The organism is Roseivirga sp. (assembly GCF_965216855.1).
Taxonomy (GTDB): domain Bacteria; phylum Bacteroidota; class Bacteroidia; order Cytophagales; family Cyclobacteriaceae; genus Roseivirga.
Window position 1 is genome coordinate 2,141,391 of sequence record NZ_OZ244204.1, and the last position, 23,813, is coordinate 2,165,203.

The following is a 23,813-nucleotide window of genomic DNA, read 5'->3' on the forward strand; positions in this document are numbered from 1 at the left end:
TTAAAACTCGTAGTTCACCCTTAGGGTAACACTTCTTCCCATTTCATCAGCATAGTATCTGAACCTGTTCAAGTAATCTCTGTAAGAGGTATTGAAAAGGTTATTCACCGAAATGTTAAAGCGTAAAATCTGCTGACCAAGAGCCTTTTCAAAGCCTGCATTAATATTGGTCAGGAAATAAGCATCAGGAACATCGAGTATATCAAAAACAGACTGGTCCGCTCCAAATAAGTCTGAGTTTTGGTCATCGGCTTCTCTGATTTCGGCAATGCTTACCACTCTGGGAGCATTCCTTTGTCTGTCTGTATAGTTGAGGTCAAAACCAATATTGGCTTTGTTCAGGCCTCTGATGTTCAGCATGTAATCTAATCCTGATGAAATAGTGTTAGCCGGAATATTGATTAATGGGCTCTTTTGCTGTTCATCACGGGCATAGATAATAGATACCTTACTTGTTGACTCCAGCCTGGTACTTAACTGATACTTCAGATCGAAATCAAGTCCGGTTAGCAATGCGTCTGTTTGTCTATAACGAAAAATAGGGAAAGCTCCTCTTATGGTTAAAGTCACATCTTCCGGTCTCAGGTAAATGTAGTCTGTAATGCGATTCAGATAAGCTGAAATATTCAGATTGACCTTTTCTGTTACTTTCTCAAGGCTGGTAATCCATTTGATTGATTTTTCACTTTTCAACTGATCATTCCCCTCTTCAACGGCAGCAGCCCCATGGTGCAGGCCTTCACTGTACAACTCATTGACATGTGGTGCTCTCCAGGCAGTTCCGATATTAGTTCTAAGTTGGAAATCATTGGAAAGAAACACCAATGCTCCAATAGAACCTGTCAGGTTATTAAAATTGAATTCAGGTTTCAGCAGATTATTATTCTCATCGAACCTCTTTACCAGGTAATGTCTAAAGTCATACCGGGCCCCGGCCTCTAACTCAAACTGCGGTCTGATGTATCTTCCAATAACATGAGCTCCAGCGGTAGCGTTTTCAAAATCAGGTATCAAGGGACGGATCCCCGTTTCGGGATTGTTCTCATTATTCTGGTACATAAAGCTTGCCCCTACATCCCATTTCCAGTCACCCATATGGTCCATGTCTAAATCCAAATCCACTGTGTGGGTGTACAAGTCGAGAGATAGAGCCGGAATTACAGAACGTCCTGCCCTTCGAATATCGAACTCCTCACGCTTATTGATTTGGAGACCATACTGCGCAGATAGCTGGCCCAGGTTCGCCACCTGAATATGGCCATTAGCTTTTAAAAGCTTATGGTTAACAGCTTGATAGGGATTATTGATGTCATAGCTAAAATCGCTAATGAACAAAGGGCGTTCACTTCCTATAGCCTCTTCCAGGTCAGTTAAGTTGCCTATGTGGGCGCTTCTTAAAATCGCTATTTCAGCATCAAAACTGCTAAAAAACAACTCTGCCCCTATGTTATCTTTATGGTAGCCAACACCAATGGAATAATTCTTCTCATAGGTTCCGGTATTGGTAAGTCTGTAATCAGGAGCCTTAGCATCTCCGGCCTTTTTATAAGTACCCTGAAGTCTCCAGCCGAAACCCCTTAATCCGGCAATCCCTCCTTCCAGAAGCATAGAACCGGCATACATTCTATTGTTATCTGCTCCAACGAGACTAGCCTTCCCGGAAATACCGGCCTCTTTGGGTAGTTCTGCAGGGTTAACGAGAATCACTCCACCAATGGCATCAGAGCCATACTTTACGGCAGCAGCTCCTTTAATCAACCTCAAATTATTCGCTACGAAAGGATCTATTTCAGGAGCATGTTCTTGTCCCCATTGCTGACCTTCCTGGCGAATTCCATTATTGAGTATAAGTATCCGATTACTGTGTAATCCATGAATTACTGGCTTGGCAATGGTTGGACCTGACTGAAGCATGGTAACACCGCTTAGGTTTGAGAGGCTTTTTCCAAGTGATTCTCCGGCCGTTTTTTCCAGGGCCAGTTCGTTCAACTCAGCTCTGCTGATGGTTGCCACTTCTTCGACCCCTTCTTCTTCGATGGTTACTTCAGACAATTCCTTTACATCTACCTGCAGCCTTATATTAAGCTCATTAACGCCTGCCTGAAGGAGCAGGGTATCGGTATATGTAATGAAACCCACGAAACGAACAGAAATAATAGCCTGTCTCTCACAAAGATTTTCAAACAGAAACTCACCTCTTTCGTCTGATACCGCGGCCTTTTCACCGCCATTCTTAAGCAGTACGGTAGCAAAGGGTACAGGCCCTCCATCTTCTCCCGAAATCACATGACCTCTAATGCTCATATTACAATTGTCCTGAGCATAGGCCAATGTCGATAAGGCAATGAAGAAAAAAGTGGAAAGGATTCTGCTAACCATGCCGCAAAGGTATACATACCTGCAACACTATTGCAAAGACTAAATTGCTAATTACTTAAGTGGTAAGAATGACTAGTTATCTACCTGTTTAAACTTGTAGATAAGGTAATAGATGATGTTAAATGAAAAGTCCTGCTTGGTTTCCTTGGCCTTGGGCTCACCATCGTGCGATGTTTTATCTACAGCCGGAGTATTGTTGGTAGTGGCAGCAGGTTTTTTAGACAGATCGGGAGAAGGAATGTTGAAAGGAGTTGTGGTTGGCATACTGATGTGTTCTACTTCACCGCTTTCAAAGACTATTGAAGAGTCTTGTTGAACTACTACTTCTTCCTGCGACTTGTCGATTGGACCACCTTCTTCCTGAGCGAAAGAATTATGCTCAACGAGTAAGAAACTTACCAGACAGAGAGAAATAATTGAAGCCTTTCGAAACATATCGCTTAAATGAACGCCTAATTTAAAGAAAATTTGTAATGCTCTTAACGTTAGGTAGATAATTTTGTTTAACTAATCGTAATAAATCTCAAACCTTTTTTATGATAAACCGTCATGGGGCTAGTTGAATGGCAAGACTTTGAAAAAATAGAAATACGTGTTGGAACAGTTGTTTCAGCCAAAATGAATACTTCTGCAAGAAAAAGTGCTTATATCCTCGAGGTGGATTTTGGACAGGAAATTGGTGTAAAGAAAACCAGTGCACAGATTACAGATTTGTATGACTGTGAACAACTCATTGGTAAACAAGTGATAGCCGTTGTCAACTTTCCTCCTAAGCAGATAGGAAAAATGATCTCAGAAGTTTTGGTTACGGGTTTTCCCAATCAGGAGGGAAAAGTCGTTCTTTGTTCTCCTGACTTTAAGGTTCCTAATGGTTCCAGACTATACTAATTCCGGATTTGAAAGTTCATGAAATAGCCAATATCACAGGAGGTATCCTTTCCGCTGGTAACAAAGCCGAAACTTCCATTACGAGTATCTGCTTTGATAGCCGGCAGGCGACCCATCAACCCGGGGAACTCTTCATTGCGTTGAAGGGGAGGCAGTACAATGGTCATCAATACATTCCTCAACTAATTGCCAAGGGTACACAAAACTTCATTATTGAAGAAACTCTCGAAGGTGCTCATGGGGTAAACCTGATTCAGGTGCCATCAAGCCTGGAGGCCTTGCAAAAACTAGCTCAGCATCAAAGAGGTGAGTTTAGCGGTGAAGTAATAGGAATTACCGGAAGCAATGGCAAAACCATTGTAAAGGAATGGCTGACAGTTCTGCTATCCATCAGAAAAAAAGTATTGGCCAGCCCTAAAAGCTTCAACTCTCAACTTGGGGTACCTATCTCGGTATGGCCACTAACCAGTCTTTATGACATTGGTGTGTTTGAGGCGGGCATCTCCCAACCCGGGGAGATGAATAAGCTACAGAAGATTCTCAGGCCCCAGACAGGCATCTTTACTAACATTGGTTCAGCTCATGAAGAAAACTTCGAGTCCATTGAACAGAAGGTACATGAGAAGCTCCAGCTGTTTAACGATTCAGAGGTTCTGGTTTATGACTCCGATGATCACTTACTGGCTTCAATCATAGAGAAAGAATTTAAAGGTGAGAAAATTGGCTGGTCAAGAAACCCAGAGTCGGCCCTGGCAGCCATTAAACAAGAGCATGGAATAGAGGTCAGATGGAAGGGTAAGTCATATCAATTCACCACGTCTTTACTTGATGATGCTTCTTTTCAAAACATAGTGCATTGTATTGTTACTGCCTTGCAATTTGGTTTGCTCAATGAGGACATTCAAACACAATTGAACAAACTCAGGCCCGTACAAATGAGGCTGGAGCTGAAAAAGGGGCAAAATGGCAACTATATTATTGATGACACTTATAATAATGACCTGGCAGGCCTTTCCAAAGCTCTGAACTTTATGGATCAGCAAAGCTCCGGGTCGAAGAAAACCGTCATTCTTTCTGATTTTATACAGTCTAAAACCAGTAAATCAGACTTTAAAAAACTCAATGATTTACTCATCTCGAAGGGTATAGATCAGTTGATCGGAATCGGGCCCCAGCTCGAATCCAATAAAGAACTTTTTAGTATCAGAGGTACTTTCTTTACTAGCACTGAAGCATTGATGACTTCAGAAAAACTTGACGAACTAAGTGACCAACTTATATTAATAAAAGGAGCAAGGCAGTTTGCCCTGGAACGTGTATCACTCGAGCTTTCAGAAAAAGTACATAAGACAAGTCTGGAAATTAATCTCGATGCTCTGGCACATAACCTGAACTTCTACAGATCGCTACTTAAACCGACAACCAAAGTAATGGCAGTTATCAAGGCATTTGCCTACGGATCCGGTAGTACTGAAGTAGCACGCCTGCTGGAATACAATCAGGTAGATTACCTGGCTGTAGCTTATGTAGATGAAGGTATTACTTTAAGAAAAGATGGCATCAAGACACCAATAATGGTGATGAACCCCGGAGAGGATGATGTATATGGTATGATCAGGCATGGACTGGAACCAGAGGTTTATAATATCCGGCAACTGATCCATTTTCACGATACCTTCAAGTCCCTGGGAAAAAGACTACCTCTTCATTTAGTCATTAACACTGGTATGAATCGCCTGGGGTTTGATGCAGATCAACTTGCTGATCTTAAAGAGACACTTTCCGGACTAGATTCTCTGGACGTCAAAAGCATTTTCTCCCACCTGGCAGCATCTGACGACTCCGATGAGGAACCCTTTTCACTCAGACAAATACAAGATTTTAAATCGGCTGCGGAATCTATTGCTGCCATGCTACCCAATCGCCCTCTCTTACATATTCTCAATTCAGGAGGCATTACCCGGTTCACTGAACATCAGATGGACATGGTAAGATTAGGCATTGGTCTGCATGGAGTAGAAGTAAATAAAAAGTTTCAGGGCCGCCTTCAGAAACCAGCCAGGTTAAAAACCGTGATCTCCCAAATCAGAAAGGTCAAGCAAGGAGAAAGCATTGGTTATGGAAGAAAGGGTAAGGCTATTGATGACATGGAAATAGCCGTAATCGCCATTGGTTATGCCGATGGATATTTGAGAATCTTTAGCAATGGTAATGCTTACGTGATGGTTAATGGTAAAAAGGCACAAACCATTGGAAATGTCTGTATGGATATGACCATGATTGATGTTACCGGACTGGAGGCCAAGGAAGGAGATGAGGTTATAGTCTTTGGCGAATCCCCCACAGTGAATCAACTAGCAGATTGGGCTAACACCATTCCTTATGAAATACTTACAAATGTAAGTGGAAGGGTAAAAAGGGTTTACTATTCGGAGTAGTTACCCCCCACAACCCATATTCCTTTTGAAGTTGACATTTGAAGGAATTCCCCCGAAATCGAATTGCTCATTCTCTTCATTTGAAGACTCGTTTGACCGCTTCTTGTCCTTTTTTTCTTCCTCCTCCTGCTTCAAAGCTTTCTTTTTGCTTTTTGCCATGTTTTTATAACTGTAAATTGTGGCTATTAATTCAATTTAGTTGAACTGGTTAAAATTTCAATTCCAACCTGTAGACAATTCTCCACTGATTCTTTTTAGAATTTGTTTTGGGGCACTCATCTTCCTTGAGAGCTTCGGAGCTACACTTACCGGTTGGGTCAGGTCAGCACTGATAGAACCAGAGTTTAATTTTACCCTCATAGGTATGGAGTGGCTCCAACCTCCTGATGGCCCCTGGATGTATCTCTATTTCTATCTGATGGCAGCCTGTGGCCTCATGGTCATGTTTGGTTTCTACTATCGATTGGGAATCGGCCTCTTTACTATGCTATGGACACTGGTTTACTGGATGCAAAAAACGCATTATAACAACCACTATTACCTGCTTATTCTCCTTAGTATTTTCATGCTCATTGTTCCGGCACATGCTTACTTTTCATCAGATGCCAAACGCTGGAACTCCGTGGTATCCACTACCTGCCCGAGGTGGTGCATTAACATCTTTATTGCACAAATGTGGATCGTCTTCACCTTTGCCTCCCTGCATAAACTCTATCCCGGGTGGCTTAATGGTGATTTTATCTTTATGAATTTTGTTGGGAAAAAAGACTATTGGTTCATTGGGGATCTGCTTCAGAAAGAGTGGTTACAGCAAATTGTCATTTATGGCGGCATTTTATTCGATGGTTTAATTATCTACTTTCTACTATGGAAGAGAACTCGTAAAGCCGCCTTCATTATCGGTATCCTATTTCACCTCTTCAACTCAATCGTATTTCAAATAGGCATTTTCCCTTACCTTATGATTTCACTCATGGTGTTCTTCTTTGAACCTGAAACGGTAAGGAGAACTTTCTTCAGGAAGAAGCCAATTGTTAAAATTGAAAAAAGCTTACCAGCCCTCACACCCAGCTGCCTTGCCTTTATGCTGGTTTTTGGTATCTATTTCGCACATCAGTTGTATTTACCCCTCAGACATCATTTATATAAAGGAGATGTCTTTTATACTGAAGAAGGGCATCGACTGGCCTGGAGAATGATGCTCCGGTATAAGGCCGGTTACACCAACTTCAACGTCTATGATCCTAAGAGCGACTCAACCTGGGTAGTAAGACCAGCAGACCATTTAACCCGAAAACAGGCTTACAGCCTTCCGGGGCACCCCGATATGATTTGGCAGTTTGCTCAGTATCTGGAAAAGGAATACAAAAAAGAGGGATTTGAAGATGTTGAAATCAGGGCCGAATCCTTTGTAAGATTAAACAGAGAACCTCAGGTGCGGCTAATTGATAACAATATCGATCTTACAAAAGTCAGGTGGCAATCACTTAAACATTCAGACTGGATACTCACTGATTACAAATAAGCTGAATCACTTTGTTATACCGTTTTTCGCCACTAAATTGCCGCTCTTTATAATTAATCTAAATAAGTTTTGAAGAACATCACCCACCTGAAACTTCATGAAAAGGCCATTATCAAAGGCTTTACTGATGAAGTGCTTTCTGTGAAATTGATGGAAATGGGCTGCTTACCCGGTTCAGAAATTTCACTGGAACTGGTGGCGCCCTGGGGAGGACCTTTAGCCATAGAGGTGTCGGGTTACTGCCTATCGCTCAGAAGAACTGAGGCTTCAAGCATTCTTATTGAAGACTGATATTGATGGCATCCAAGGCAGATCTCAAAATAGCACTTGTAGGTAACCCCAATTCAGGGAAAACCACCCTTTTCAATTTACTAACCGGCCTAAAACAAAAGACTGGTAATTTCCCGGGAGTTACTGTAGACAAAAAATCGGGCATGGTCAAACTTCCCGATGGCCGAGTGGCAGAACTAACTGATTTGCCTGGTACTTACAGTATTTTCCCTAAAACACTGGATGAGCAAATTGTACAGGAAGTGTTGCTCGATTTGGATCACCCGCAGCATCCCGACATCATTATTGTAGTGGCTGACGCCACTAATCTGAAGAGAAACCTCCTCCTCTTTACTCAATTAAGAGACCTGAATATTCCTTGTGTGCTCGTCCTGAATATGATGGACCTGGCCGAGAGGAAAAGGTTAAAGTTCGACCTGAGGTCATTGTCTATCGACCTGGGAGTGAAGATTATTCCCGCTAACTCGCATTCAGGTCTTGGCGTAGAAGCACTGAAGAATATTCTTACACAAGATCTTAAGGTTCCCAAAAAACCATTCTATCCGGTGAGAGAATTGGCTGAGGATACCATAGATGAGATTAAAGAGAAATTTGATCTATCTGAAGACTACAGAGCTTATCAGTATGCTCAACAAAATGTAAGGCTCAGCTTCCTGACTGATGATGAGCGCCAGAGCATAGAAGAAATTAAAAGAAAGACCGGCTTTTATGACGTTCCAACGCAATCACAGGAAGTGCTGGGCAGGTACGCCCTGATCTCTGAAGTGGTTGACCGCAATATTAAAACGGAGTCTGAGAAAAAGCTTAGTCTTTCACAGAGAATAGATCAGGTAGTAACTCACAAGGTCTTCGGTTATCTTATTTTCACTGCTATACTACTCATTATTTTCCAGGCCATTTTTGCCTGGGCTGAGTGGCCCATGGCATTGATTGAAAACTCTATGGCCGACTTTTCTTCCTGGGTAAAGGGTGCCTTGCCAGAAGGAGTTGTCAATGACCTGATTACGGATGGGATTATTGCTGGTTTGGCCGGAGTGGTTGTTTTCATCCCTCAAATTGCCTTGCTATTTGGCTTTATATCTCTGTTAGAAGAATCTGGCTACATGTCCAGAGCTGTCTTCCTCATGGACAGGATTATGAGAGTTTTCGGACTCAATGGAAAAAGCGTGGTTCCTTTGGTATCGGGTATGGCCTGCGCTATTCCCGCCATTATGGCCACCAGGAATATCGAAAGTTGGAAGGACAGGCTCATCACCATTTTTGTAACTCCGTTTATGAGTTGTTCGGCCCGACTTCCTGTCTATACGCTGCTCATTGCACTGGTTGTTCCACAGAAAGATGTACTGGGTTTTATCAACTTACAAGGCCTTGTTTTAACAGGACTATACTTACTGGGATTGATTGCGGCTATACTTTCTGCCTGGGCCATGAAGTATATCCTCAAGACCAAACAGCGTGGCTACTTCATCATGGAGTTGCCAACCTATAAACTTCCCAAGTGGAAGAATGTAGCCCTGACGATTTATGAAAAGTCTACCACTTTCGTGTTTGAAGCGGGTAAAGTAATCGTGGCTATCTCTATTATTCTTTGGGTTCTGGCATCCTATGGCCCGGGTGACAGCTTCTCAAATGCTGAAGAAGTAGTAAAGAGTGAATTACCTGCCTCGGTATCTGATGAGGAATTGGAAACCGCCATAAGCTCCTACAGACTAGAGCATTCCTATGCTGGTATGTTTGGGAAGTTTATAGAACCGGCAATCAGACCTCTGGGTTACGACTGGAAAATTGGCATTGCTCTAATCACCTCTTTTGCAGCGCGTGAAGTATTTGTAGGCACTATCTCTACCATTTACAGCATTGGGGCTGATGAGGAAGATGAGCTCACCATTAAAGAAAAGCTGAGCAAGGAAGTTAACCCCAGAACGGGAGGAAAAATGTATACCCCTGCTTTGGGTTTTTCTCTCATGGTATTCTACGCTTTTGCTATGCAGTGTATGAGTACTTTGGCGGTAGTATATAGAGAAACCAAAGGTTGGAAATGGCCTTTACTCCAAACCATCTATATGTCTGCGGTGGCCTATCTGGCAGCACTCGCGACTTATAATATCTTTAGTTAGTAGGTCTGTAGTTAAGGGGCAACACATCTGAAAAGGCTCCCCAGCGCCACCAACCACCAAAAGTCACATCACGAGGCTGCAGAAACTGTCCCGGAAAATTGATGGTCGTGGTCTTTTCGTTGAAGAAAATAATAGACTTCTGGAATAGGTCTAGTTCATCCAGGTCTATCCCAAACACCTGATAACTTGTTAAACTCTGATTTTCAGAAAGTGCAATTGAAGACCTCGCCTTCTTATCGGTATACTTATAGTTACCACTCTTGGAAGAACTTCGATACAATTTCTTGTAGTCATCATCTTCAAATTCCCTGGTGTAGGTTACCTCAATATCACCGACTGTAGTCAACCGATATAGGTACTCCTTATCAGTCTTTTCAACCTGTAGTATCTGATCTAAAGGTTGTGGGTTTAAGGGTGTTGTGTATTCAGAGGTAACTGAGTCGTATTGGACGATATTCACCTTGAAGCCCTCTTCATCCAACTGATCCATGATCAGTGCATTCAGGAAATGAAGCACCGAGCCTCTGTATGCTTTATCACGGGCTTCCTCCCACTTTCGGTATTGTCTTCTAGATTTGGGTTCAAGCTCCTTGAATTGTGCAGAGCCAATATTGACTTTGGTACCATTCTCAAAAATAAATTCCTCAAGCAGGTATCCAATCCTGAAGCCTAAGGCATTATTCTCAATATAAAGCATGTCTTCGGCAGTAACCCGATAGTTATTGAGACTATCCAAGACCTCGAATTCCAGTACCTCCGGATTGACTATTACACACTCCTTAGCATTTTCAGACTTCCCCAAAAACTCTTCTTCAAACCTTTTAAAAAGCCTTCTCTTTTCCCTGTCATTTCTTCTTCTGGCCTGCCCTATCACCATAATCTCTTCAAGCGCAATAGAATCCAGCTCCATTTCAATAATGAAATTTCTATTCTCTACTTCCTGCTTATAATTAAAAGGAATTGATTTGGACTTATAGCCAACGTAAGACACCACCAGGTTGAAGCCTATATCCGGAATATTGTCAATCTTAAACCTGCCCTCAAGATCTGTAGCCAGGCCCAGGGTACTATTGTCAATGAAGACATTGGCAAAGGGCAGAGGTTCCTGTGTTGTTTTATCCAGTACCTGCCCCGTTATCGTTCGCTCGCTGTAAATTCGCTTGAGAATAATAATGGTACCCTGCACTTCCCGATAATAGAGATTACCTCTGGAGAGCAGATCATCCAGCATATCCTTCACACTTACATTCTCATAAGAGTAGGTGATTCGGACATCCCGGGGAATGATATTGCTGATATAAGAAAAGTTGAGATTAGCCTCCCTGGTCAATTGACGGAGAGCTGCGGGTAAGGTAGAGTTGTTAAACTGAACGCTGATTTTGTTACTAAGAACAGAGTTCTGCTTGTCCTGTGCGATTAGTTGAGTGGCAACGAAGAAAAAAATAGTGACGGCAAGCTTTCGATGCATGTACCAATTTAATCAGTACATCCCTTTCCGTCTAATTTTATATGATTTTCTTTATCTCTGTTGATTGTGATAGTCGGTACAGTAGCTTTTACTATTTCAAGTGCCTCATCGAGCGTCTTATCTTTAATGGTTGATGTAATCGGACAACCCGCAACAGCATCAGCCAATTCAATTTCTACCCAGTAAGTCTTTTCAAAATCCTTTACTACATCAGACAACTTTACATTCTCATAAACCAATTCTCTGGTCCACCATGCAGCATAATTCTGATTTTTCACTTTACCTCTTTGCATAGAAAGTCCATCAGAAGATAACGTGGCCTTCTCTCCGGCTTGAAGTACCAAAGGCTCTCCCTTTGCTTTGGTAGATTGGAAACCAACCGTTCCTGATGAAACGTTTACTTCCACATCGGCATCATCATAAGCACTTACATCGAAGCTTGTGCCTAATACTTTTACTTCGCTATTCTTGGTGGAGATTACAAATGGCAAATCCTCGTTTCTGGCTACATCAAAGTTGGCAGCACCGGTAAGGGTTACATTTCTATTGTCTTCTCCAAAGGTCTTATCATAAGTTAATGAAGAATTAGCATTGAGCTTAATCACTGAGCCGTCAGGCAAATTAACTTCTTCAACCCTGGCAGTAGTGGTATATGAAACTATATCACCATCTCCATTATCCAGTACACCAGACCACTTTGTGATAAAGTAACCAAGTGAGGCAATCAGCATAAGGCTGGCTGCGATTTTGTAGAATGAGAATCTTGTCGGAGCGGGTTTAAGCTCCCTTTCAATAGTCAATTGCTCCGAAACTTTGTTCCAGGCAGCATCGACATTAAAATCTTCTGTGGATTGATTATTAACACCAGATATTTCCCACGAGGCAATACTCTCCTGCAGCTCAATATTAAGCTGTTCATCAGAAAGCAATTGTTCTTCAAACTGCTTTCTTTCGTCCTCTCCCATCTCATCAGCCAGATATTTGGCTATCTGCTCTTCCATTGTGTTTTTCTATCTACAATACTCAGACAATTTTATGCACTAATACCCCTACCATAAAATGATGAGTGGTAAAAAAATAGTTAAATAATCTCCCAAACTTTCTCTGAGCATCTTAAGGGCCTTACCCATGTGCACTTCGACCGTCTTTTTGGATATCCCTAATTCTTCTGCAATCTCATGGTATTTAAGCCCTTCCTCTCTACTCAAACGAAATACTCTCTGGCATTGAGGAGGCAATTCACCCACTGCATGATCAATCCTTCTTTGCAATTCAAAATCGGGCTGATAGCTGACAAAATTCTTCTTTACCTCAATAATTCTGTCTTGCTTACTTGCTACATGCTTGGCTACAACCTTTCTGTGTTTAATATAGTTCAGTGCCGTATTATGGGCAGCACGAAACAGATATGACCTGAAACTAATATCAGATCTTATCATTTCTCTTTTCTCCCAAAGATTTACAAAAGTAGATTGTACTATTTCCTCAGTCGTGTCCTTGTCGCGAATAATGCGAATCACATATCGACAGGTTGAGTCGTAATAGTCTCGGAAAAGTTTCTCAAAAGCTTTTTTGTCACCTTTGGCAAAGGCCTCAAGCAACTGACTTTCTTCTATAGCCACACTAAGTAGTTTGTCGTTGGGTTGAATTTATAAAGATTTCACTAATTGCGAAGAAGTCCAAAAAAGAGAACACTTCTGGTGAACTCTTGTAAGGGGTACTCGTATGCATAATCTTTAAACTCTAATCATCTTGAAAGAAACAGCTCAAGCCATCTATTCGCAAAGACTGGAAGAATTCAAAGCCTCCGCAGAACAGCTCAAATCAGAATCGAAAAAATTGTCATGGTTCAGAGTGCTCTCCTTCATCGTTTTCATTGTCAGTTTTGTCTATACGGCCAATCTGGGTAATGGCTCTGCCTTGTTATACATTTTCCTCGCCTTTATTGCCGTCTACCTGTTTTTGCTCAAAAAGCATGAAACGTGTAAAAAGAAGTTACTAGTCACAAATAGCCTGGTACAGGTTAATGAAGATGAAATCAAGCGATTGAACTTTCAATTGAGTGGCTTTGAAGATGGTATGGAGTTTTTTGAGCCTGAACACCCTTATCATATTGACCTGGATGTCTTCGGTAAACACTCGCTGTACCAGCTAATCAACAGAACCTCTTCATTATTTGGGAAAAATATCCTGGCCAAATGGCTTAGCAATCATGCACCCCAAGAAGAAATCACTGAAAGACAAAGAGCCATTGCTGAACTAACCGACCACTTAGATCTCCGACAGAATTTTCAGGCCCATGGAATGACCGAAGAAAAGCCCGATGAACAAAGTACCAAAGAGCTTTTTCAATGGTTAAGGAGTGAATCAAAGACCGCCAACATGGCCTTATATAAGGTATTGATGTTTGGCCTGGCCATCATCACCATTGGAAGCATTGTTCTAAACTCGATGGGGATAGTGCCCTTCGGCCTGATCGTCCTGATGATATTCATCAACATTGGTGTTTTAAGTACGCTTTTTCAGAAACTCATGACCATTACCCAACAAACGGAAAAAGGCTACAAATCATTAAGATCACTGAAAGAGCAAATATTACTCATTGAAGAAAGTGATTTCAATGCCAAAAAGTTGAAAGAGCTCAAGTCCAAACTAAGCCGACAAGATCAGAAAGCATCCAGAATGCTGAGTGAGCTCTCTCATATACTGGACAATCTTCAAAACAGGGCTAATGTACTCTACCTGCTATTTAACATTACCCTGTTACTCGATATCTACTGGTATTTGAAAATCAGTAAGTGGAAAGCAGAGAATGAAGCTAACCTGGAAGAGTGGTTCGAAATTATCGGAACCTTCGATGCCTTAATGAGTATTGCGGGGTATGCCTATTCGAATCCGAACCATGTGTTTGCCGGCATTTCTACTAATCCTCATACTGTGAAAGCCACCAACCTTGGCCATCCATTGATTAACTCAGCCAAAAGAGTGAATAATGATTTTGAGTTTGAAGGGCGGGGAGGCATTTGTCTGATTACAGGATCGAACATGAGTGGAAAAAGTACCTTCTTAAGAACCGTAGGTGTTAACAGCGTTTTGGCGCTGATGGGCGCTCCCGTTTGTGCTGATCGGATGGAAGTAGGGGAGCTGAAAGTATTTACGAGTATGCGCACCCAAGACGATCTGGAAGAAAGTGTATCATCATTCTACGCAGAGTTAAAACGACTCAAGCAACTGTTGGGTCAGATTAGCGAAGACAGACCCACATTGTTCATGATTGACGAAGTGCTGAAAGGCACCAATTCTGACGACAGGCATAAGGGGGCCACAGCTCTGATCAAGCAACTGAATAAGGCCAATGCCTTTGGCTTTGTCTCTACCCACGACATTGTTTTGGGGAATATGACCAATGAACTTGAAGGAGTTAAAAACTACAGCTTCAACAGTACAGTGACAGGAAATGAAATAGATTTCAACTACAAACTCACTCCGGGTATTTGCAAAAGCTTTAACGCCACCAAGCTTATGCAGCTGATGGGAATTGAAGTTGAATAATCGAACCTGCATTTCAGTATGAATTCCTTATTTTTGGGCTCATTTCTAAAATGCTTATGTCTTTTGACTCTAATGTAAAAATTGGTGTACTGGGTGGCGGTCAACTAGGCCGAATGATGATTCAGTCTGCCATTGATTTCAACCTGGACGTTCATGTGCTGGACCCTGACCCCAATGCTCCTTGCAAAGATATTTCTACCTCTTTCACCAATGGTGCCTTAACCGATTACGATACCGTAATGGCTTTTGGCGCTGACAAGGAACTACTCACCATTGAAATTGAAAACGTCAATACCGAAGCACTAAAGGCCCTGGAAACCCAAGGCAAAAAGGTGTTTCCTCAGCCCCATATTATAGAGCTCATTCAGAACAAGTTGCATCAAAAGCAATTCTATGCTGCTAACAATATACCTACGGCTCCTTTTCACGAAGTTGCTAATGCAGAAGAAGTAGAAGCTAAAAAAGATTTGTTACCCTTTGTCAATAAGCTGGCTACCGGTGGTTATGATGGAAGGGGAGTACAGGTTATTAAATCTGAAGAGGCATTGAGCAAAGCGTTCGATGCCCATGGTTTTGTTGAAGAACTGGTAGATTTTGAGAAAGAGCTTGCCGTGATTGTCGCCAGAAATGAGTCTGGAGAAATGAAGACATTCCCCACCGTTGAAATGGTTTTCCACCCAGAGCATAATCTGGTAGAATACCTGTTCTCTCCGGCAGATATCAATTCAAACATCGAAAATGAGGCGCAGGAACTTGCCAAAACAGTGATTGAAAAACTGGATATGACAGGTCTTTTAGCCATTGAAATGTTCCTGACCAAAGAGGGAAAACTTTTGGTAAATGAAATTGCTCCAAGAACACATAACAGTGGTCATCAGACTATCGAAGGAAATGTAACCTCTCAGTTTGAGCAACATTTACGAGCCATCCTCAACTGGCCACTGGGAGATACTGCTACGCTATGGCCATCGGCCATGGTGAACTTATTGGGAGAAGATGGCTTCACAGGCAACGCCAGATACGAAGGCATGGCTGAAGTTTTAGCAAAAGCGGGAGTGCATGTACATCTGTATGGCAAAAAGCTGACCAAGCCATTTAGAAAAATGGGACATATCACCGTGTCTGATCAGGACATGACTGAATTAAGAGAAAAAGTTAACTTCGTTAAAACGACATTAAAAGTAAAAGCATGAGCCAACCGGTTGTAGGAATCATAATGGGAAGTCAGTCAGACCTGAGAGTGATGCGAGAAGCAGCTCAGGTATTAGAAGATTTGGGAGTAGCTTTTGAGCTTACCATTGTTTCAGCTCACAGAACCCCTGACAGAATGTTCTCTTATGCCAAATCAGCTACTGAGAAAGGACTCAAGGCGATAATAGCCGGAGCAGGGGGTGCTGCGCACTTGCCTGGTATGGTGGCTTCATTGACTACTTTGCCTGTGATTGGTGTACCGGTAAAGTCTAGCAACTCTATTGATGGTTGGGATTCTGTCCTTTCTATTCTGCAAATGCCCGGTGGTGTTCCCGTAGCAACAGTTGCCCTTGATGGCGCTAAAAATGCCGGTATCCTCGCAGCACAGATTGTAGGCACTTCAGATGAGCGGGTTGCTGCCAATCTGGTTGAATACAAAGAGAACCTCAAAACCAAAGTTGAAGAGAGTATTGAGGCCGTAGCCAAAAATGGCTGGAAATCTTAAATGCTAAATTCTGATTCGTAGGAGTTATGATGAAAGTCAAACCAGTATTCGTACTGGCTGTACTCCAATGCATCATTTACAAATCCCTCGCTGGTATTGAAACAAAGGATACTTGACTCAGGCACAAACTGTCTGATTTTGATGGCCTGATCGAAAGGTAAACGAGATATCTGAACATATCCGGTACCTAAATCTATATGTGGGCTTACTTTCGACATTATTATGCAAGCATAACAGTTTTTACGAAAGTAATTGATATTGAATGATTTAAGAATTTGTTAAGCTGTGAATTACCAATGTTAAGCTTCTATCAAGACTGATTTTCAGCTGTAACTTTCAAGTCTTTGAGGTCGTCTTAGGGATTGTTTCCATCATCCTCATCTTCCTTCTTCTCATTCTTCTTCTTTTTCTTCAGAAGCCCTTCCAATACCCCTTTTGCCTTCTCTTTTACCTCTTCCAGTTTTTTATCTACGGTATCCTTTTCTACCCCCAATTTACCGGCAGCCGCTTTAGCCAGGCTATCTTTCTGTGCCTGAACAAGGCTATCTAATTTAGCCTTAGCGGTATCCGTTTTGGCCGTAATCACTTCACGTGCAGAATCCTTTGCCGCATCTACCTGGGTCTCTACTTCCTTCTTTACCTCCTCTTTCTTTTCATCAACCTTGGCAGTAACGGTTGCCTTCACCGTATTCTGAACAGTATTGCCATCTGCAGAAGCAATACTCTGTAGACTGAACTTAGGCTCAGTAAAGACTCCTCCCATTCCAATATTCAAGATGAGGTTTTCTCCTGTCAGTTGGTTACTGGTTCCGGTCAATGACGAGACCAGGCTATTCAGCTGGGCACCTACCTGACCAGCCGGCACATTCATTTTGAGCAGGTAATCTATAGAACCATCGATTCCTGTACTTCCAGAAATAGTGGTTTTGTAGTCTCCAATATTAATATCGAACGGCTTAATGAAGAGCTTTCCATCTTTAATCTCAGCCGACATTTTTACACGCTCAAGTGTGGCCGTACCAATATTGCTTAGCTTGGTTACACTAGTCAAACCAGAAAGTAGGTCAGACTGACCAAGACTGGCTTGTAGTACCTGTATGAGGCCTCCTCCGGTAATCGTTCCATAATCCGGCATCATGTCAGAACCCAGGGCTCCTTTGATGCTAAAGTCTGTTGAGAATAATCCGGTCATCTGCTGTGTAACAGGCGCCAGCTTTTGCACCATATCTACTGATTGGAATGAGGCAGGAATGGAAATTTCTTTAGCCCCTAATTTAAAGTCGAAAACAGGTTGCTCCGGCTTACTGTCATAAATACCGGTAGCGGAAACAGTTCCATTCAATGCGTTAAACCCGGTATTGTTTAAAGACACAGCTCCATCTTTCACCACAACATTCCCTTGCACATTATTCATGTTCAGGCTGTTGTACTTCACCTGATTCACTTTGGCAGTCATATTGAACACCACGTTCTCCGGAATACGCACAACTTCCATGGGTTCACCGCTTTCTGTGGCAACCTCTTCCTCTGATTCAACCATCCATTCGTTCACATTGAGTTGATCGGCCTGTACATTCAAAGCTCCGGTGAGCGTTTCATTATTCAACGCGAATCCGAGATAGTTCTCGATCTTTCCATCCATGGTGTAAGAGGTAGAACCTGCTTTTCCTGAGTAATTGGAAAGCGATATGGAGTTATTATCGAACCTGGCTTCAGCCGTGGCAATACTGATTTCCTGATCAATGCCTTCTCCCTTATAGCTGAAGTCTGAGAGAATGAGTTCTCCGGAAGTTGGTAATCTGCTATATCGCTCTGCTTCCAGATCTCTCATATTACCGCTACTCTGGAGCGAAGTATTGATCTTTCCTTTCAGCTCCATTCCTTCCATCGGGTACATAGCCATTAATTTCTCCAAATCAAGAGATCCGCTAGACTTCATATCCCAGGTAAAGTTGTCAGGGTTAACCAGCTTCAACTGGGCCATGAACTCCTGCCCATCCAAATTAAGAGACAGGTTATCAACCATAATTTCAGTATCCGACAATCTACCAGAAGGGTTAATGACACCTGCAGATAAAGTCAGGTTCTCAATCGCAGATGGCACATCAGGTGTTTTTATATATCCGTTTTCAAGGCTCAGACCAATATCCATTTTCGGCACCATCTTCTTCAGGCTGTCATATACACCGCTGGCATCTGCTTTAATGTTGATCAGTCCGCGCATGTCATACCCTTCCATAGGATAATAAGAACCTATTTCAGCCAGATTAAGCTGCCCATTAATAGCAGCAGTCATGGTATAGTCTTTCAGGTTCTCAATCAGAAGCTTAGCATCGAAAGGATTCGAACCCATTTCTAAATGAAGGTTCTGCAAATCAACCCGGGTGTCTTCAATCACTCCGGTTTTATTGTCAATATTCAGACTGAGTTGAACATTCTTAATGGCATCGGGTAAATCGGGATATTTAAAGTCTCCGTCTTTAACGTTAAGACCAAAACTAAAAGCCGGCATACTCTCATCGGCATAAACCCCTTTCAGTGTACCATTAAAGTTTAGATTCCCTGCCGCACGTAATGATTCAAATGAACTAGAATAAACGGCTGGAACAAGTGAGAGTAGCTGTTTAAACTCTGCTCCCGGAGAAGAGAAAGATAAGTCCATCCCATAGCCCTCATCCAGCAGGGTAAAGGAACCATCCGCTGCCAGCGGAAAGTCATTCACTTTGATAATATTCTCCTTAAAGGTGTATTTGGAGTTGGTGAGATCCATGGAAAGGATCACATCAAGGTCCACCGATTTATTATGTAAATAATCTACACCTTCATAATTAACTTCTACATCATCTACCCGACCTCTGGTAGTGAGATCAAAAATATCATTGGTGAAATCTCCCTCACCGGTTACATTCATGCCTGCCAGTTGCATGAAGTAATTCAGTCCCTGATCGAAGTAAACAAACTGGCTATTAGTAACTGAGATCGATTCAAGACCCAGGCTTACTGCCCCGGCTTCTTCATCGGTATCTGGTTCTACAACTTCTTCCGAAGCTTTGGCTATATCGTAATTAGCAGTACCATCTTCCAGAACAATAATGGTGATATCGGCACCATCAGCAGAAATTGACTTCAGACTTATCTGATCGCCAAAAAGCACTTCCTGCAGATTTACTGTAGCAGAAAGCTCATCTACCTTAAATAAGGTGTCTTCCTGGAAAACGCCCTTTCCAATAATCCCCATCTCATCGAGGGATAAAGTAAAGTTTGGAAAGTTTCTAATCAGAGAAAGGTTAAAGTCATCGAAGTACAAAGTGGCCTCAGTATTCTTGGCAAACTCTTCCATAATCAGCTCCTTGATTTTGCCTTTGAAAAAGACAGGTATCAGGAGAATTGCCACAAAAAGGAAAAGAATAAAACCAACGACTATTTTGAGTGCCTTCTTCATAAATCAAACTTTATCAGTGCTAATTTAACGAATATCGATAGGGAGCGATACAAAGTTTTAATACTTCAAGATTTATTAATGCTCCAACTAAAAAGGGCCAGCATGTGGTTGTGTGACTATGCCTTATTCTTAAGGCTCCTGATTTTTCTCGGCCCATACCAAAGCCACAAACCTGTTATACTTAGGAAAACAAGGCCTATGCCGAGTATGTTCATGGAGATGAGCTTGAAAGTCTCAGAGATGATTGATCCATCATGGATATGTTCAATCCAGTCTGAATGTCTTTTAGCTACTGAAAGCACTTCAAGATTTGTAGCGTCTACTTGAACTTCCCAGCTGCCTGTATCGAATAGCACCTTAGCAATCCCCTTGGTAGGCCTGTATTCAATTCGATCGAAGTTATCGGAGGTGAGGCCTAGTGAATCTACTGCGACCAGAGCAGCCGCTGCCAATTCTTCTACCGGCTTATAGGCTGACATATTCAACTCAACTCCTTTCTGAGTAGGTGGTTGTAGCAAATCCACATTCTTCTTCCAGCCTAACAGAACACCTGTTAAAGCACTGAGAATTAGGAAAAGAGCCAAAATCAGACCGATCCATTTATGGATTTTCCTGTAGCTCCTTAATGTTTTTGCGACTTTCTGTGTACCCATTCTGAAAGCACGCAATAACTGTAAAAAGCCATTCTGACGCAAGCAGTATTATATGTTATGTAAATGTTAATGAATTGAATGTAAAAGAAAACATTATCCTCATATGTCGTGTTTTTGAGACGATTTCTTGCTAAATATTAATTTAATGTTAAATTTGTATTAACTGAAATTTACAGAACCATGTCAATGCACAGGTGCGGGAGAAGAAAAAATGAAGTGGAGGATCATCATATGGCTATTAATACTACCACTGACACCAGTCAGGGCTCAGCAAAATGATATAGCTTCTGTAGAAGACCCTATCAACCTTTCAGTTAATTCCTTAAAACAGTTTCTTAGTATTTATTCGGCCCAAAATGAGGATGAATTGGTTCAAAAGTTTAGTCACCTTGTTGAGAGACTAGAGAAGGTTGAAAAGCGAAGAAAGTCTGATTACGCCTTTTTAAGAAGCATATTCTACAAAACACACAATAGTCTTTTAACTGAGTATGATCGCCTGGCCACTATGCAGGAGACTTTAAACGATGGACAATTCGGCTGTCTCACAGGCACCGCGATTTATGCTATAATACTCCAACACTTTGGCTATGACTACAGAATTATAGAATTACCCAATCATGTTTTTATACATCTGGAGCTCGATAATAAGTCATATGTCTTTGAATCGACATTACCTTTCAATGGCTTTATGAGAACTACAGTTGAAATGGAGCAATTACTTAAACAACCATGGTTAAATCATCGTAGAATAAGTCAGTTGACTACAGTTGGGGAGTGGTTCTCAGATTTTAAAACACTACCCAACCAGTACAAAACAATCGACCTTAAGCAATTGGCAGGACTTCAGTATTTCAATGAGTCAGCCAAGTTTTATTTAAGCAAAGATTATGTGAATGCGATGGAGATGGTCATGAAAGCCTATGAGCTGTATCCATCAGAAAGGAATGAAAAACTTATGCAGTTAATTATAAATAAGATATTGAAATACGACTTGATCAAAGAAGATTTGAAGAATCGATATCTGGAAAAATACATCACTTCTGTTAGAGACAGAAAGCTCTCTCAGACCAAGTAAGGGTCTTTATTACTCCAGTTTTATTATTTTAAATTCTACCCGTCTATTCAGGGCACGGCCAGCTCTTGTTCTGTTAGAAGCTATAGGAATTGTTTCGCCATACCAGACAAAGCGTAATCGTTCTTCTTTGATACCCAGTGTGGCCAGTCCTTTGCGCACCGCTTCCACCCGTCTATGTGAAAGGTCAACGTTATAGGCATCAGTACCATAGCTATCGGTATGGCCTCCGAGTTCTACAATGGCATTAGGATAGTCGTTCATGAACTTGGCCAGATTCCGCATCTCTATCCAGGATTGTTCCTTGAGCAGATCCTTATCAAAATCGAAGAAGACATTTCTGATGGCAAATGATTTGCCAGCTGCCGCTTTCACTAACTGTGGTGTGGCATAAACAGTAGGAGTAGGTGCATTAGAGAGCACAGCATTCTGGCTCAATTCCGGTAAACCCAACTCCCTTCTTTGCGCATTGAGCACCGCAAAAGTGTCTCTTTTAATTTCTGGAAGTGCCAGAGTAATGGCAACAGCCTTTACTACATCCTGAGGTACCTCAATAGGTTCACCAAGAGCCACTCTTGAGCTGTCCAGGTCTAGTCTGTCCAGCGATACGGCATAGACATTCAGGTCTGATACATCCAATAAGTCGATGGTTGAACCTACCGGCACGAAGCCCGGGATTTCAGCTCTATAGCTGTAAATTTCATCAGCCGGCAGTTCAATACAATAATTTCCTCCCGCATCGGTTCTTACCCGTCCCACTTCAACACCGTCTCTCAGTCTGGAAAAGACCACCTCAGCATCTAAAGGTTCCTGAGTATCAGGGTCGACAATTCGACCACAGAGTGAAACCAATCTGATCTGACGAGAAACGAGCGGCAATGTAAATGAATGGATATCCAGATTATTCCCTTCAACCTCTCTGCAGAAATAACCAAAGCCTCCATTCTTTGGAATGAACAGAAACATGTCATCAACTTCAGTATTGATTACAGGCCCGAGGTTTTCTGGTTCAGTCCAGCTCTGCCAGGAGTTATCCAGTCGTCTGGTCATGAACAAATCCTTCTGACCATAACCGCTGTGTCCATTAGAAGTGAATATCAAAGTCTTTTTATCAGGCATGAGGAATGGTCCCTCTTCTTCCCCGGCTGTATTAATCACCGGCCCCATATGTACAGGCTCTGTCCAGACACCATCCTTTTGAAGGAAGCTGACATATAAATCTCTTTGCCCTTCCGTACCTCTTCCTTCCTCAGAAATAATGAGCACTTCACTGTCTGGTGTAAGCCAGAAATTCACGTTCTCATGTACATTGAGGTCATTATAGATTTTCAGGTTTTGTGGGTAGGTCCAGGTGGTTCGGTCTAACCTTCGGCTTTTTGAAAGGCCATAATTCATTCCTCCTTTTAGGTACTCATTCCCTAGAATAATAAGTTCCTCATCTTCCTGAAGAAAGGCACTGATAAAGTTGGGATCCAGATTATTCAGCGGCTCCCCAATATTGTAGGCCAGCCCCCAATCCTGGGTGCTCTGATCGAAATCTGAATACCAGATATCCTCCAGATCATCAAGGCCACCAACATTACCTTCGTGTCCTCTTCTACTAAAATAGAGTGTCTGACCATCCTTGGTCAGAAGTGGTTTGATTTCTCTCTTATCACTATTGACCAGATCATTGAGTCTGTAAACCTGAAGGCGTGTGTTGATATTGGGCATCAGATTAATCCGTGCCTCAATTGGCTCCCTGGCATTGGAGACACCAATACAGTCGATATCACTGAAGCCATCTACCTTGGTTCCATCCAGTACTACCTTTACAGCCGCCACGTTGTAGGTAGTTTTCTCGATAAATATGCGGAACATCCGCCATCGCTCCCTGACCGGACCCGCGGGTTGATCATACACTTTATATTCATTCCCTTCCTGATCATAAAGGAATACCTGGCTAATGGCTCCGGGATTGTAGGTCTCACCAATAGCAATCTGCTCGATAGGCATGGGCAAGTCGAAACCAACTTTGATAAACTCTACAGTATTGGGCTTAAAGGGCCTCCAGGCATTCGGATTGCTTCCCCCGGCAGGAAGAATATTGGGTTTGAGAAGAGCTTGGCGGGAAGAATTTTCCAGTTCAGTAAACTCAGACGACACTGCTTCTACCCGAGTTGCCCATTGAATAGTAGTCTGGGCACTCAATGCAATGCACGTGCAAACTATAAATAGTAAGCTAAAGCAGTGTTTCATGGTGAGGTGCACATCCGAGCGCGATCCAATAATAACCAAATTTAACGATTCGTC

General features: G+C 42.2%; 19 protein-coding genes. 9 read left to right on the top strand and 10 right to left on the bottom strand.

Annotation, left to right across the window (positions count from 1 at the left end; translation table 11 throughout):
- Together ACOOEY_RS09695 and ACOOEY_RS09700 are read right to left on the bottom strand one after the other, a co-directional pair.
- On the bottom strand, positions 1-2,379 hold the full coding sequence (locus ACOOEY_RS09695) for a TonB-dependent receptor (RefSeq protein ID WP_420388476.1): 2,379 nt from the start codon (positions 2,377-2,379) through the stop codon (positions 1-3).
- A 72-nt stretch (positions 2,380-2,451) separates the two neighbouring features.
- Complete coding sequence (locus ACOOEY_RS09700) at positions 2,452-2,814, bottom strand: hypothetical protein (protein ID WP_420388477.1); 363 nt, start codon at positions 2,812-2,814, stop codon at positions 2,452-2,454.
- Positions 2,815-2,928: 114 nt separating this feature from the next.
- Here ACOOEY_RS09700 and ACOOEY_RS09705 point away from each other — a divergent pair, with 114 nt between their 5' ends.
- Together ACOOEY_RS09705 and ACOOEY_RS09710 are read left to right on the top strand one after the other, a co-directional pair.
- Positions 2,929-3,267: a tRNA-binding protein gene (locus tag ACOOEY_RS09705; RefSeq protein ID WP_420388478.1), complete on the top strand. Its 339-nt coding sequence runs from the start codon at positions 2,929-2,931 to the stop codon at positions 3,265-3,267.
- Between the two features lie 8 nt (positions 3,268-3,275).
- Positions 3,276-5,705 carry a bifunctional UDP-N-acetylmuramoyl-tripeptide:D-alanyl-D-alanine ligase/alanine racemase gene (locus ACOOEY_RS09710; RefSeq protein ID WP_420388479.1) on the top strand — a complete coding sequence of 810 codons (2,430 nt, stop codon included), beginning with the start codon at positions 3,276-3,278 and terminating at the stop codon, positions 5,703-5,705.
- On the opposite strand, the gene ACOOEY_RS09715 is transcribed toward ACOOEY_RS09710, so the two are convergent.
- Positions 5,706-5,864 carry a hypothetical protein gene (locus ACOOEY_RS09715; RefSeq protein ID WP_420388480.1) on the bottom strand — a complete coding sequence of 53 codons (159 nt, stop codon included), beginning with the start codon at positions 5,862-5,864 and terminating at the stop codon, positions 5,706-5,708. It abuts the gene before it with no gap.
- 40 nt (positions 5,865-5,904) lie between these two features.
- Here ACOOEY_RS09715 and ACOOEY_RS09720 point away from each other — a divergent pair, with 40 nt between their 5' ends.
- The 3 genes from ACOOEY_RS09720 (at position 5,905) to feoB (ending at position 9,638) form a co-directional block, all read left to right on the top strand.
- A complete protein-coding gene (locus ACOOEY_RS09720; RefSeq protein ID WP_420388481.1) occupies positions 5,905-7,230 on the top strand; it encodes an HTTM domain-containing protein in 1,326 nt (441 codons plus the stop codon).
- Between the two features lie 69 nt (positions 7,231-7,299).
- The gene (locus ACOOEY_RS09725) at positions 7,300-7,521 is read left to right on the top strand and encodes a FeoA family protein (protein ID WP_420388482.1); all 222 of its coding nucleotides are present in this window, start codon (positions 7,300-7,302) and stop codon (positions 7,519-7,521) included.
- 5 nt (positions 7,522-7,526) lie between these two features.
- Positions 7,527-9,638, top strand: coding sequence for a ferrous iron transport protein B (gene feoB, locus ACOOEY_RS09730; RefSeq protein ID WP_420388483.1), 2,112 nt, complete (start codon positions 7,527-7,529; stop codon positions 9,636-9,638).
- Here the strand turns inward: feoB and ACOOEY_RS09735 are convergent.
- Genes ACOOEY_RS09735 through ACOOEY_RS09745 form a run of 3 tightly spaced genes read right to left on the bottom strand, consistent with a single transcriptional unit; the run spans position 9,631 to position 12,728 of the window.
- Positions 9,631-11,106, bottom strand: a complete 1,476-nt coding sequence (locus ACOOEY_RS09735; protein ID WP_420388484.1) for a carboxypeptidase-like regulatory domain-containing protein — start codon at positions 11,104-11,106, stop codon at positions 9,631-9,633. The genes feoB and ACOOEY_RS09735 overlap by 8 nt on opposite strands.
- An 8-nt stretch (positions 11,107-11,114) precedes the next feature.
- Positions 11,115-12,107, bottom strand: coding sequence for a FecR family protein (locus ACOOEY_RS09740; RefSeq protein WP_420388485.1), 993 nt, complete (start codon positions 12,105-12,107; stop codon positions 11,115-11,117).
- 48 nt (positions 12,108-12,155) lie between these two features.
- Positions 12,156-12,728, bottom strand: a complete 573-nt coding sequence (locus ACOOEY_RS09745; protein WP_420388486.1) for an RNA polymerase sigma-70 factor — start codon at positions 12,726-12,728, stop codon at positions 12,156-12,158.
- A 130-nt stretch (positions 12,729-12,858) separates the two neighbouring features.
- On the opposite strand from ACOOEY_RS09745, the gene ACOOEY_RS09750 reads away from it, so the two are divergent.
- From ACOOEY_RS09750 to purE, 3 genes are read left to right on the top strand one after another with little or no spacing between them, the layout of a single operon-like run.
- Positions 12,859-14,658 (top strand): MutS-related protein, encoded by a 1,800-nt coding sequence (locus ACOOEY_RS09750; RefSeq protein WP_420388487.1) that lies wholly within the window; start codon positions 12,859-12,861, stop codon positions 14,656-14,658.
- Between the two features lie 56 nt (positions 14,659-14,714).
- Entirely contained in the window at positions 14,715-15,851 is a 1,137-nt protein-coding gene (locus tag ACOOEY_RS09755) for a 5-(carboxyamino)imidazole ribonucleotide synthase (protein WP_420388488.1), read from the top strand.
- On the top strand, positions 15,848-16,354 hold the full coding sequence (purE, locus tag ACOOEY_RS09760; protein ID WP_420388489.1) for a 5-(carboxyamino)imidazole ribonucleotide mutase: 507 nt from the start codon (positions 15,848-15,850) through the stop codon (positions 16,352-16,354). Before ACOOEY_RS09755 ends, purE begins: the two co-directional genes overlap by 4 nt.
- On the opposite strand, the gene ACOOEY_RS09765 is transcribed toward purE, so the two are convergent.
- The 3 genes from ACOOEY_RS09765 to ACOOEY_RS09775 all read right to left on the bottom strand — a co-directional run bounded on the left by ACOOEY_RS09765 (position 16,351) and on the right by ACOOEY_RS09775 (position 20,449).
- Positions 16,351-16,572 carry a hypothetical protein gene (locus tag ACOOEY_RS09765; RefSeq protein WP_420388490.1) on the bottom strand — a complete coding sequence of 74 codons (222 nt, stop codon included), beginning with the start codon at positions 16,570-16,572 and terminating at the stop codon, positions 16,351-16,353. The genes purE and ACOOEY_RS09765 overlap by 4 nt on opposite strands.
- 137 nt (positions 16,573-16,709) lie before the next feature.
- The gene (locus ACOOEY_RS09770; protein ID WP_420388491.1) at positions 16,710-19,796 is read right to left on the bottom strand and encodes an AsmA-like C-terminal region-containing protein; all 3,087 of its coding nucleotides are present in this window, start codon (positions 19,794-19,796) and stop codon (positions 16,710-16,712) included.
- Between the two features lie 116 nt (positions 19,797-19,912).
- Positions 19,913-20,449, bottom strand: coding sequence for a PepSY-associated TM helix domain-containing protein (locus ACOOEY_RS09775; protein WP_420388492.1), 537 nt, complete (start codon positions 20,447-20,449; stop codon positions 19,913-19,915).
- Positions 20,450-20,660: 211 nt separating this feature from the next.
- On the opposite strand from ACOOEY_RS09775, the gene ACOOEY_RS09780 reads away from it, so the two are divergent.
- Complete coding sequence (locus ACOOEY_RS09780; protein WP_420388493.1) at positions 20,661-21,524, top strand: hypothetical protein; 864 nt, start codon at positions 20,661-20,663, stop codon at positions 21,522-21,524.
- A 9-nt stretch (positions 21,525-21,533) separates the two neighbouring features.
- Here ACOOEY_RS09780 and ACOOEY_RS09785 read toward each other — a convergent pair whose 3' ends face one another.
- Complete coding sequence (locus ACOOEY_RS09785) at positions 21,534-23,711, bottom strand: OmpA family protein (protein ID WP_420388494.1); 2,178 nt, start codon at positions 23,709-23,711, stop codon at positions 21,534-21,536.
- Positions 23,712-23,813 lie beyond the last annotated feature (102 nt).

What these genes read in the sequence shown, in the direction of transcription:
- feoB (WP_420388483.1), top strand. Translation starts at nt 7,527, where the DNA reads ATGGCATCCAAGGCAGATCTCAAAATAGCACTTGTAGGTAACCCCAAT.
- ACOOEY_RS09705 (WP_420388478.1), top strand. Translation starts at nt 2,929, where the DNA reads ATGGGGCTAGTTGAATGGCAAGACTTTGAAAAAATAGAAATACGTGTT.
- ACOOEY_RS09765 (WP_420388490.1), bottom strand. Translation starts at nt 16,572, where the DNA reads ATGTCGAAAGTAAGCCCACATATAGATTTAGGTACCGGATATGTTCAG.
- ACOOEY_RS09735 (WP_420388484.1), bottom strand. Translation starts at nt 11,106, where the DNA reads ATGCATCGAAAGCTTGCCGTCACTATTTTTTTCTTCGTTGCCACTCAA.
- purE (WP_420388489.1), top strand. Translation starts at nt 15,848, where the DNA reads ATGAGCCAACCGGTTGTAGGAATCATAATGGGAAGTCAGTCAGACCTG.
- ACOOEY_RS09755 (WP_420388488.1), top strand. Translation starts at nt 14,715, where the DNA reads ATGTCTTTTGACTCTAATGTAAAAATTGGTGTACTGGGTGGCGGTCAA.
- ACOOEY_RS09775 (WP_420388492.1), bottom strand. Translation starts at nt 20,449, where the DNA reads ATGGGTACACAGAAAGTCGCAAAAACATTAAGGAGCTACAGGAAAATC.
- ACOOEY_RS09695 (WP_420388476.1), bottom strand. Translation starts at nt 2,379, where the DNA reads ATGGTTAGCAGAATCCTTTCCACTTTTTTCTTCATTGCCTTATCGACA.
- ACOOEY_RS09770 (WP_420388491.1), bottom strand. Translation starts at nt 19,796, where the DNA reads ATGAAGAAGGCACTCAAAATAGTCGTTGGTTTTATTCTTTTCCTTTTT.
- ACOOEY_RS09780 (WP_420388493.1), top strand. Translation starts at nt 20,661, where the DNA reads ATGAAGTGGAGGATCATCATATGGCTATTAATACTACCACTGACACCA.
- ACOOEY_RS09700 (WP_420388477.1), bottom strand. Translation starts at nt 2,814, where the DNA reads ATGTTTCGAAAGGCTTCAATTATTTCTCTCTGTCTGGTAAGTTTCTTA.
- ACOOEY_RS09715 (WP_420388480.1), bottom strand. Translation starts at nt 5,864, where the DNA reads ATGGCAAAAAGCAAAAAGAAAGCTTTGAAGCAGGAGGAGGAAGAAAAA.
- ACOOEY_RS09740 (WP_420388485.1), bottom strand. Translation starts at nt 12,107, where the DNA reads ATGGAAGAGCAGATAGCCAAATATCTGGCTGATGAGATGGGAGAGGAC.